The 10,442-nt window shown below is 71.9% G+C and carries 9 protein-coding genes and 1 tRNA gene; 5 read left to right on the plus strand and 5 right to left on the minus strand.

Going from position 1 to position 10,442, the window contains the following annotated elements:
- From WML84_RS09180 to serS, 4 genes are all read right to left on the minus strand, one after another.
- On the minus strand, positions 1-1,121 hold a 1,121-nt coding region (locus WML84_RS09180), incomplete at its 3' end, for an LCP family protein (protein WP_347345843.1).
- Between the two features lie 64 nt (positions 1,122-1,185).
- Positions 1,186-1,270 (minus strand) — tRNA-Ser (locus WML84_RS09185).
- A 136-nt stretch (positions 1,271-1,406) separates the two neighbouring features.
- Positions 1,407-2,315, minus strand: a complete 909-nt coding sequence (locus WML84_RS09190; RefSeq protein WP_347345844.1) for an HAD family hydrolase — start codon at positions 2,313-2,315, stop codon at positions 1,407-1,409.
- A gap of 58 nt (positions 2,316-2,373) precedes the next feature.
- Positions 2,374-3,639 (minus strand): serine--tRNA ligase, encoded by a 1,266-nt coding sequence (gene serS / locus WML84_RS09195; RefSeq protein WP_347345845.1) that lies wholly within the window; start codon positions 3,637-3,639, stop codon positions 2,374-2,376.
- Between the two features lie 43 nt (positions 3,640-3,682).
- Here serS and WML84_RS09200 point away from each other — a divergent pair, with 43 nt between their 5' ends.
- The 3 genes from WML84_RS09200 (at position 3,683) to WML84_RS09210 (ending at position 6,453) form a co-directional block, all read left to right on the plus strand.
- Positions 3,683-4,678, plus strand: coding sequence for a diacylglycerol kinase family protein (locus tag WML84_RS09200; protein ID WP_347345846.1), 996 nt, complete (start codon positions 3,683-3,685; stop codon positions 4,676-4,678).
- Between the two features lie 155 nt (positions 4,679-4,833).
- Positions 4,834-5,880, plus strand: coding sequence for an MsnO8 family LLM class oxidoreductase (locus WML84_RS09205; protein WP_347345847.1), 1,047 nt, complete (start codon positions 4,834-4,836; stop codon positions 5,878-5,880).
- A gap of 147 nt (positions 5,881-6,027) precedes the next feature.
- A complete protein-coding gene (locus tag WML84_RS09210; RefSeq protein ID WP_347345848.1) occupies positions 6,028-6,453 on the plus strand; it encodes a hypothetical protein in 426 nt (141 codons plus the stop codon).
- Positions 6,454-6,555: 102 nt separating this feature from the next.
- Here WML84_RS09210 and pheA read toward each other — a convergent pair whose 3' ends face one another.
- Positions 6,556-7,527 (minus strand): prephenate dehydratase, encoded by a 972-nt coding sequence (gene pheA / locus WML84_RS09215; RefSeq protein ID WP_347345849.1) that lies wholly within the window; start codon positions 7,525-7,527, stop codon positions 6,556-6,558.
- A 55-nt stretch (positions 7,528-7,582) separates the two neighbouring features.
- Between pheA and pgm the strand changes: the two genes are divergently transcribed.
- Both pgm and galE read left to right on the plus strand, forming a co-directional pair.
- The gene (gene pgm, locus WML84_RS09220) at positions 7,583-9,226 is read left to right on the plus strand and encodes a phosphoglucomutase (alpha-D-glucose-1,6-bisphosphate-dependent) (protein WP_347345850.1); all 1,644 of its coding nucleotides are present in this window, start codon (positions 7,583-7,585) and stop codon (positions 9,224-9,226) included.
- Positions 9,227-9,460: 234 nt separating this feature from the next.
- Positions 9,461-10,441 carry a UDP-glucose 4-epimerase GalE gene (gene galE, locus WML84_RS09225; RefSeq protein WP_347345851.1) on the plus strand — a complete coding sequence of 327 codons (981 nt, stop codon included), beginning with the start codon at positions 9,461-9,463 and terminating at the stop codon, positions 10,439-10,441.
- The last annotated feature ends 1 nt before the right edge of the window (position 10,442 follow it).

A 10,442-nucleotide genomic window follows, 5' to 3' on the forward strand; every position in this document is an offset into this window, starting at 1 on the left:
CCGACGTCGACGACGCCGTCGCCCTGGCTCACGCCGCCGGTCAGCTGCAGCGGCTGGTTCGCGGCGAGCGCGGCCCACAGCGCGTCGGCGGCCTCGTAGTCGGGCACGACGCGGTTGGGGTCGTCGGGGTCGGGGTAGACGGGGTACTGCAGGAAGACGATCTCGTCGAACGGGACGTTCTTGACCGCGAGCGCGATCTGCACGAGCGTCAGAGGGTTGGTCAGCGACTGCGACGGCGTCACGTTGTCGACGACGGTGCGGGCCAGCCGGATCAGCGTCGTGGGGTTGGTCAGCACCTCCTCGCTCACGAGCTTGCGTGCCAGTCGCGACATGTACTGCTGCTGGTTCGAGATGCGGCCGAGGTCGCCGCCGTTCCCGACGCCGTAGCGCGTGCGGAGGAACTGCAGCGCGTCGATGCCGGCGAGCGTGTAGTTGCCGGCCTCGAGGTCGAGGCCCGTGTTGGGGTCGTAGATGCCGCTCGCGAGACACACCTCGACGCCGCCGATGGCGTTGGTGATCTCGATGACGCCGCCCCACGTGACCTTGGCCGCGTACTGGATGTCGAGGCCGGTGAGGTTCGAGATGGTCTTCACGACGCAGCCGAGCTGGCCGTAGACATATGCCGTGTTGAGCATGTCGTACGTGTCGCCCGTGTCGACGCCGTCCGCGTTCGTGCACGCGGGGATGTCGAGACGCAGATCCCGAGGGAACGAGATGACGGTGACCCGCCGCGGCTCGTCCGAGATGTGCAGGAGCATGTTGACGTCGTTGAGCTCTTCGTCGGCCTCCGGGCCCTCGCAGCGCTCGCCGAAGTAGGCCGCGTAGGCCGGCTCGCAGGCGTCCGTGCCGGTCAGGAGCAGGTTCACGCCGCCCTCGATGGCGCCGATGTCGGGCGGAACGGCATCCTGCCCCTCGAGGACGACCGCGTCCTTCGTGAAGCTGGTCGCGAAGTCGTAGGTCGCGTACGCGGCCACGCTGAGCCCCGACACCAGGACCACGGCGAGTGCGACGCCGATCACGGTGAACAGCTGGCCGAGCGGACGCGGCGTCTTCAGCATGCCGTGACGGGCGACCGGATGCCGTCGGCGCGACCGCGCGGTCGTCACGGGGCTCTCGCTCACGAGTGTCCTCTCGGGTGGGGATACGGCCCCCGGCGGCCCCTGGCGGGGGCATCCGGAGAACCAGCGGAGGGTGTGGGATTCGAACCCACGGGACATTGCTGCCCACTGGTTTTCAAGACCAGGTCCATCGGCCGCTCGGACAACCCTCCCGATGGATGCCGTGGCATCCGCCGAACAGGCGTCGAGTCTAGTGGACGGGCCCAGCGCAATTCTCGCCCAGACCTGCTGTGGAGGCGCTGAACACCGCGCCGTCGCCACCGCACTCCGCGCGGACCTCCGGCGGGCTCAGAGCCGGCTCAGCACCTCGGCGACGCCGCCCGCGTGCACCGAGCCGGTCGTCTCGGACGCCTCACGCCGGACCTCCTCGGGGCCCTGCGCCATCGCGATGGCGCGGCCGCCGTGCTCGCGCGCCCAGCGGAACATGCCGACGTCGTTGCGGCCGTCGCCCATCACGAGCACGTGCGCCGGGTCGATGCCGAGCCAGTTCCGCACACGTTCCAGCGCGGTGGACTTGTCCACGCCCTGCGGCGCGATGTCGAGCCACGCCGACCAGCCGACCGCGTACGACACCTCGTTCAGCCCGATGCGGTTCACGAGCTCGACGAAGTCCCGGTCGGTCTCGTTCGGGGCCACCACGACGACACGGCACACCTCGCGGCGCCCCAGCTCTTCGAAGCTCACGCGGCGCGCGCCGCGGAGGTTCCAGTCCGGCATCGGGTCGGTGTACAGGCGCGCACCGTCGGGCAGCTCGACCATGTAGTGCGCGTCGGACAGGTGCTCGCGCAGCAGCTGCAGCACCTCGCGCGGGTGGAACGTGTCGATGTGGAAGCGCTCATAGCGCGTCTCGGCGCCGTCCACGCGCTTCATGATGACCGCGCCGTTCGAGCACACCACGTACTCCGGCGCCATCGACAGCACGCGCAGGATGCCGCGGGTGCTCTCCCAGCTGCGGCCGGTCGCGAGCATGACCTCGTGGCCGGTGCGGTGCGCGTGGGCGACGGCATCCACCACGCCCGGGCTGAGCGACTCGTCCTCGAGGATGATCGTGCCGTCGATGTCGAGCACGATCAGCAGCCGCTCGGTGGGGATCTCGGGGTTCTCGGTGTCTTCCGCGATCTCCTCGACGAGACGCGCGGCCTTCTTGGGCTTGACGACCTTGACGCTGCCTGTGGCCGGCAGGTGGGCATCGCTCATGCGATCGCCTCCTTCGGGCGATCGGCGCGCTGCGGCGCGCAGGACGTGCACCGCGTGCTCACGCGACCGGCTCCAGCACCTCGAGCCCGCCGAGGTACGGGCGCAGCACCTCGGGCACGACGACCGAGCCGTCGGCGCGCTGGTGCGTCTCGAGCAGCGCGACGAGCCAGCGGGTCGTGGCCAGCGTGCCGTTGAGGGTCGCGACGTGCTGGGTGCGGCCGCCGTCGGGACGGTGGCGGATGTCGAGACGGCGCGCCTGATAGGTCGTGCAGTTCGACGTGGACGTCAGCTCGCGGAACGCGCCCTGCGTAGGCACCCACGCCTCGACGTCGTACTTGCGCGCGGCGCTCGAGCCGAGGTCGCCCGCGGCGACGTCGATCACGCGGTAGCTGAGGCCGAGGTCCTGCAGCATGCCCTCCTGCAGCGCGACCAGGCGGTCGTGCTCGGCAGCGGCATCCCCCGGTGTCGTGAAGACGAACATCTCGAGCTTGTTGAACTGGTGCACACGGATGATGCCGCGGGTGTCCTTGCCGTACGACCCGGCCTCGCGGCGGTAGCACGTCGACCAGCCCGCGTAGCGCTTGGGGCCGGCGGACAGATCGAGGATCTCGTCCATGTGGTAGCCCGCGAGCGGGACCTCGCTCGTGCCGACGAGGTACAGGTCGTCCTCGTCGAGGCGATACACCTCGGCGGCGTGCTGACCCAGGAACCCGGTGCCGCGCATGACCTCGGCGCGCACGAGCGTCGGCGGGATCATCGGCACGAACCCGGCGTCGAGCGCACGCTGCAGCCCCAGCGACATGAGGGCGTGCTCGAGCCGCGCGCCGATGCCGGTGAGGAAGTAGAAGCGGCTGCCCGACACCTTCGTGCCGCGCTCCATGTCGATCGCGCCGAGCCGCTCCCCCAGCGCCAGGTGGTCGAGGGGCTCGAAGTCGAAGGATGCCGGCTCGCCGTGCGTGCGGAGGGTGACGAAGTCGTCCTCGCCACCGGCCGGCACCCCGTCGAGCACGATGTTCTCGATCGCCGCGAGGGCCTCCGCGGCGACGGACTCGGCCGCGGCGGCCGCGTGCTGGGCCTGCTTGACCTGCTCGCTGAGCGCCTTCGCCTCGGCCACGAGCGCCGGCTTCTCGTCCTTCGGCGCGCGCGCGACGAGCTTGCCGTGGGCGTTCTGCGCGGCGCGCAGCTCTTCGAAGACGGTGATCGCCGCGCGCCGGTCGCGGTCGGCCGCGATCGCGGCATCCACCGTCTCGGACGACTCGCCGCGAGCCTCCTGGGAGCGCCGTACGAGGTCGGGGTTCTCACGCAGAAGGGCCGGATCGATCACCCGACCAGCCTAATGCCGCGCTCCGACGGGTATCGTGGCCCCCATGATCGGCCGGTCCCGCTCCGCGCGACGGGTCGCGCTGATCTACAACCCGATCAAGGTCGACAAGAAGGCGCTGCGCGCCGCCGTCCGCCGTTGCGCGCACGATGCCGGCTGGCTGGCGCCGCTGTTCTACGAGACGACCGTGAAGGACATCGGCGACGGGGTCGCGCGCCGCGCCCTGTCGATGGGCGTGGGAGCCGTGCTGGTCGCCGGCGGCGACGGCACCGTGCGCGCGGTGAGCGAGGCCATGAACGGCTCGGGCGTGCCGCTCACGATCGTCCCGAGCGGCACCGGCAACCTGCTCGCCCGCAACCTCCGGCTCCCCCTCGACGATCCCGAGGCGATGATCCGCACCGCCTTCGACGGCGACACGCACGCGATCGACGTCGGGGTCGTGCGCCTGACCCGCGCCGGCGGCGCGACGGAGGAGCGCGCGTTCGTCGTGATGGGCGGCATCGGGCTCGACGCCGCGATGATCGCGAACACGAGCGGCGACCTCAAGAAGCGCGTCGGCTGGATGGCCTACGTCGACGGCGCGGCGCGCTCCCTCGTCGGCGCGAAGCCGTTCTCCGTCATCTACCAGGTGCCCGGACACCGGATGCACCGCGCGCACGTGCAGAGCATCCTGTTCGCGAACTGCGGGTCGCTGCCGGCCGGCCTGGAGCTGATCCCCGAGGCGTCGGTCTCGGACGGCGAGCTCGACGTCGCGATCTTCCAGCCGAAGGGTCCGTTCGGCTGGCTGCTGGTGTGGCGCCGCGTCGCGTGGGACAACAGCGTGCTGCGCAGGTTCCGCGCGGGGCAGCGGGTGCTGGCGCTGCGGACCAAGGACAACGCGGTGCGCTACGCGCGCGGCACGGGGATCGACGTCGCGGCCGAGTCGGCGCAGCCGGTGCAGCTGGACGGCGACGAGTTCGGCGCGGCCGTGCACGTGCACTGCCGCGTGGACCACGGCGGGCTCGTCGTGACGGTGCCCGACGGCCACCGTCTCGTGGCCTGAGCCGCGGCGCTGCCGGCCGTCTGCCCGCGAGACTTCTTCTGCGCGTCGAGACGGCACGCTCTGCACGCAGTCTCGACGCACCACTGGAGTCTCGCGGACGGACGAACGGGCACGACGCGGAATACGCGGGGCGCCGGGCCTCGTTGTCCTCGGAGATGACCGCCTCGCCCGCTCCCGCGCTCTCCGTCCTCGACCTCGTGCCCGTGCGCGCCGGGCAGACCAGCCCGCAGGCGGTCGCGGCGTCGCTCGCGCTCGTGCGCCGCGCCGACGAGCTCGGCTACCGCCGCTACTGGTTCGCCGAGCACCACAACATGCCCGCCGTGGCCTCGACCACGCCGCCGGTGCTCGCCGCCGCCGCGGCGGCGCGCACCGAGCGGATCCGGGTCGGCTCGGGCGGGGTCATGCTGCCCAACCACTCCCCGCTCGTCGTGGCGGAGCAGTTCGCGGCGCTGGAGGCGCTCGCGCCGGGCCGCGTCGACCTCGGCATCGGCCGCGCGCCGGGCAGCGACCCGGTGATCACGCAGCTGCTGCGGATGTCGGGAACGACGAGCGACGTCGAGCGCTTCCCCGATCACATCCGCGACATCCTCGCGCTCACGTCGGGCGAGGGTGCGACGCTGCGGTTCACGTCGGGCGGCACCTACGACGTGCACGCGACGCCCGCGGCCACGACGACGCCCGAGGTGTGGCTGCTCGGATCGAGCGACTACTCCGCGCAGCTCGCCGCCTCGCTCGGGCTGCCCTACGTCTTCGCCAACCACTTCTCGGGCGCCGGGCTGGAGCGCGCGCTGGACCTCTACCGCGAGCAGTTCCGCCCGTCCACGCACCTCGAGCGCCCGCGCACCTTCCTCACCGCGAACGCCGTCGCCGCCGCGTCCGACGCCCTCGCCGAGGAGCGCATGCTTCCGCAGGCCCGCATGATGGCGCGGCTGCGCGGCAACCTGCCGCTCGTCGCGCTCGAGACGGTCGAGCAGGCGGCCGAGGCCGAGGCGTCCGACCGCCTGGCCGCACCCCTCCTCGACGGCCTGCGCCGCCGCTGGTTCGTCGGCACCGGCCCCGAGGCCCGCGCCCGGCTCGCCGCCTTCGCGGCGCAGCACGGCGTGGACGAGGTCATGGTGTCGCCGGTCGCCGCCGCGTACGACGACGATCCGATGGATGCCACGCCCGCCCGCGTCGAGACCCTCGAGCTCCTCGTCGGCTAGCACCCCCGGCGAACCGTCACGCGCGCCCGCCCCTCCCCGCGAGGACGGGCGGCGGGGCACCCGGCATCCGCTCTTCCCCTCCGAGCTCGCTCGTGGCTATAGTGATATCACTTTAAGAGTGATATCACTTTTTCGAGAGGAGCAGTCATGAACAGCACAGGCACACCCACGGAATCGGTGCTCCCGGGCGCGCGGCGCAACCCTCTCGGTCGCGCCGCCCTGATCGTGGCGATCATCCAGCTGCTGGTCAGCTTCGCGTGGACGACCGTCCAGCCGACGCTCATCACGCAGGCCACGATCGCCTCCATGCCGGACCCGTCGAGCCCCTCGAACGCGATGCCCGCCGGACTCGCGGCGCACAACGCCCTGCTCATGGCCGCCAACATCACGATGTTCGTGCTGGCGCTCGTCGCGCTGATCCTCGGCATCGTCGCCTGCCGGCGCACGGGCCTCCCCAAGGTCGGCGGCGCGATCGCCATCGGCGTCGGCGGCTCCACGGTCGTGAGCTATCTCTCGCTGCTGCTCGGCGGCCTGATCCTCACGCTCGTCATGGCGGGATCGGCGACCCCGTAGCGCGGCGCATCGTCGCAGATCGGCGCAGGGTCGGATGCCGGGACGCTCCGGCATCCGACCCTGCGCACGTCTCCGAAGAACCGCCGTGCGACGCCGCCCGCGCTACTGCTCCGGCTCGCCGGAGAGGAGCCCGCGCAGCCAGTCCCGCGCCTCGACGAACACGTCGTCGGAGTAGCGGTCGGGATAGTGCACGATCGCGCGGTCGGCCCGCGGGTACGACCCGAGGAAGGTGACCTTCGGGCTGAAGCGGCGCAGTCCCAGGAGCGCGTCGGCCATGCGCTCGTCGGCGACGTGGCCGTCGGCGTCGATCACGAAGCGGTAGCGGCCCAGGGCGTCGCCGATGGGTCGCGACTCGATGAGCGACAGGTTGATCCCGCGCGTGGAGAACTGCTCCAGCAGCTCGAGCAGCGCGCCGGGGTGGTCGTCGGGCAGCTCGGCGATGAGCGACGTCTTGTCCGCCCCGGTCGGCGACGGCGGGGCCACCGTGCGGCTGACGAGCACGAACCGCGTCACCGCGTTCGGGTTGTCGCCGATGTCCTCGGCCAGCAGCTCGAGCTCGTGATGGTCGAGGATGCCGGGCGGAGCGATCGCGGCGTCCGCGTCGCTCGTCCCGTCGACGAGGCCCACGGCCGAGGCGACGTTGCTCGCGGCCGGCAGGTGCGCGTGCTCGGGGAGCGCCCCGGTGAGCCACTGCAGGCACTGCGCGTAGGCCACCGGGTGCGCTGCGACGAGCGTCACGTCCTCGAGCCTCGTGCCGGGGCGCCCGACCAGCACGAAGCTGACCGGCACGAGGTACTCCCCCACGATCCGCAGGCCCGGCATGGTGGCCAGGGCGTCCTGGGCGGTCGACACGCCGCCGTCGATCGAGTTCTCGATCGCGATCATGGCGGCATCCGCCCTGCCCTCGACGACGTCGCCCAGCGCCTCGCCCACGTTGCGGACCGGCCGCCAGGTCTGGTCGCGCGCCTCGGGCACCTGGCCGAGCGCCACCTCGGTGAACGTCCCCGCCGGACCGAGGTAGCTGTACACGCGGCGGACGGGCGCGTCGGAGTCGACGTCAGGGGCGCTGGTCACGGATAGAGCCTATCCGTGACGTGCAGAGAGGCAGACGCGGTGCCAGACTGATCCCATGAGCCGTGCTGGACAGCCCGCCGAGGCATCCGACCTCGTCGACATCGATGAACTGATCACCGCCTACTACGACCGCAAGCCCGATGCCGCGATCCCCGAACAACGGGTCGCCTTCGGCACGAGCGGCCATCGAGGCTCGTCACTGTCGACGAGCTTCAACGAGGACCACATCCTCGCCACGACCCAGGCGATCGTGGACTACCGCACCGCGCAGGGGATCGAAGGGCCCCTGTTCCTCGGTCGCGACACGCACGGGCTCTCGCTGCCCGCCGAGCGCACCGCGGTCGAGGTGCTCGTCGCCAACGACGTCGACGTGCGCACCGACTCGCGCGACTCGTGGGTGCCGACCCCGGCGCTCAGCCACGCCATCCTCGCCTACAACCGCGGCCGCGCCCTCGACGACCCGGGCCGGTCCGACGGCATCGTCGTGACCCCCTCGCACAACCCGCCGCGCGACGGCGGCTTCAAGTACAACCCGCCGAACGGCGGCCCCGCCGACACCGACGCCACCGGATGGATCGCGAACCGCGCCAACGAGCTCATCGCCGCGGGCCTCGAGGGCGTCAAGCGCACACGTCACGCCGACATCCCCGACGGCCGGGTCCGCTCGTACGACTTCCGCGAGGCGTACGTCGCGGATCTGGAGAACATCATCGACGTCGCGGCGATCCGCGACGCCGGCATCCGCATCGGCGCCGACCCGCTCGGCGGCGCCTCGGTGGAGTACTGGGCACTCATCGGCGAGCGCTACGGCCTCGACCTCACGGTCGTCAACCCCGAGGTCGACCCGACCTGGCGGTTCATGACGCTCGACTGGGACGAGAAGATCCGCATGGATCCGAGCTCGCCCTCGGCGATGGCCGCGCTCGTCGCCCGCCGCGACCAGTTCGACGTGCTGACCGGCAACGACGCCGACGCCGACCGCCACGGCATCGTGACCCCCGACGCGGGGCTCATGAACCCGAACCACTACCTCGCGGTCGCGATCGACTACCTGTATCGCAACCGTCCGGGCTGGCCGACGGATGCCGCGATCGGCAAGACCCTCGTGTCGTCGATGATCATCGACCGCGTCGCGGAGTCGCTGGGCCGTGCGCTCATCGAGGTGCCGGTGGGCTTCAAGTGGTTCGTGCCGGGCCTGCTCGACGGATCGGTCGCGTTCGGCGGCGAGGAGTCGGCCGGCGCCTCGTTCCTGCGCAAGGACGGCACCGTGTGGACGACCGACAAGGACGGCATCCTGCTGTGCCTGCTCGCGTCGGAGATCATCGCGGTCACCGGCAAGAGCCCGTCGCAGCGCTACGCGGAGCTGGAGCAGGAGTTCGGCGCCTCGGTGTACCAGCGCGTCGACGCCGCGGCGACCCCCGCGCAGAAGGCGGCGCTGTCGAAGCTGTCGCCCGAGGCCGTGACCGCGACCGAGCTCGCCGGCGAGCCGATCACCGCGAAGCTGTCGCACGCGCCGGGCAACGGCGCCGCGATCGGCGGCCTCAAGGTCCAGACCGAGCACGCGTGGTTCGCCGCGCGCCCCTCCGGCACCGAGGACGTGTACAAGCTGTACGCCGAGTCGCTCCTGGGCGCCGACCACCTCGCGCAGGTGCAGGAGGAGGCGCGGGCCGTCGTGTCCGCCGCCCTCGGCGACGCGTAGCCGCGACCGGCGGCGGCCCGGCACGAGCCGGGCCGCGAGCCGCCCCGTCCGATCGAGCCACCCTCTCCGTCTCCACACGGAGGAGGGTGGCTCGATCGCGTGGGGGCTCGTCCGTGGGTGGCGACGGGGGAATGCCGTCGGCCCCGGCCGGCGCGCCTCGACGGCATCGCGTCGCCTCGGCCGGGCGTGAGCCCGGCGGCGTGGCGGCGTGCACCGACCGGGCAGAATGGACCCATGTCCTGGCTTGTCACCGGCGGTGCCGGCTACATCGGCGCCCACATCGTCCGCGCGCTCGCCGAGGCGGGCCTCGACCCCGTCGTGCTCGACGACCTCTCCAGCGGTCACGCGGAGTTCGTGCCCGACGGCATCCCGTTCGTGCGCGGCTCGATCCTCGACCGCGACCTCGTCGAGCACACCCTCCGCGACCACGACGTCACCGGCGTGATCCACGTCGCCGGGTTCAAATACGCCGGCGTCTCGGTGCAGCGCCCCCTGCACACCTACGCGCAGAACGTCGAGGGCACCCGCGTCGTGCTCGAGGCGATGGATGCCGCGGGCGTCGCGAACCTCGTGTTCTCGTCCTCCGCCGCCGTCTACGGCACACCCGACGTGCCGCTCGTGACCGAAGACCTGCCCAAGCGCCCCGCCTCCCCCTACGGGGAGTCCAAGCTCATCGGCGAATGGATCATCGCCGATCAGGCACGCGCGACCGCCGGCTCCGACACCCCGCTGCGGCACACGTCGCTGCGCTACTTCAACGTCGTCGGCTCCGCCGACCCCACCGTGCACGACACGAGCCCGCACAACCTGTTCCCCATCGTCTTCGAAGCGCTCCTGGCCGGCCGCACCCCGCGCATCAACGGCGACGACTACGACACCCCCGACGGCACCAACGTGCGCGACTACGTCCACGTCGGCGACATCGCCGCCGCCCACGCCGTCGCCGCCCGACGCCTCCAGGACGGCGAGCCGATCGAGCCGGCGTACAACCTCGGCTCGCAGAACGGCCTCTCGGTGCGCCAGATCATGGACGCCATGGCCCGGGTCACCGGCATCCCCTTCACCCCCGAGATCGCCCCGCGCCGCCCCGGCGACCCCGACCGCATCGTCGCCACCGGCGACCTCGCCGCCCGCGACCTCGACTGGGCCAACCGATACACCGTCGACGACATGGTCCGCACCGGCTGGCACGCCCGCCAAAGCACCCAGACCTGAC

It is taken from the genome of Microbacterium sp., assembly GCF_039812165.1.
In the GTDB taxonomy this organism is placed as follows: domain Bacteria; phylum Actinomycetota; class Actinomycetes; order Actinomycetales; family Microbacteriaceae; genus Microbacterium.

What these genes read in the sequence shown, in the direction of transcription:
- WML84_RS09190 (WP_347345844.1), bottom strand. Translation starts at nt 2,315, where the DNA reads ATGAGCGATGCCCACCTGCCGGCCACAGGCAGCGTCAAGGTCGTCAAG.
- WML84_RS09200 (WP_347345846.1), top strand. Translation starts at nt 3,683, where the DNA reads ATGATCGGCCGGTCCCGCTCCGCGCGACGGGTCGCGCTGATCTACAAC.
- WML84_RS09205 (WP_347345847.1), top strand. Translation starts at nt 4,834, where the DNA reads ATGACCGCCTCGCCCGCTCCCGCGCTCTCCGTCCTCGACCTCGTGCCC.
- WML84_RS09210 (WP_347345848.1), top strand. Translation starts at nt 6,028, where the DNA reads ATGAACAGCACAGGCACACCCACGGAATCGGTGCTCCCGGGCGCGCGG.
- pgm (WP_347345850.1), top strand. Translation starts at nt 7,583, where the DNA reads ATGAGCCGTGCTGGACAGCCCGCCGAGGCATCCGACCTCGTCGACATC.
- galE (WP_347345851.1), top strand. Translation starts at nt 9,461, where the DNA reads ATGTCCTGGCTTGTCACCGGCGGTGCCGGCTACATCGGCGCCCACATC.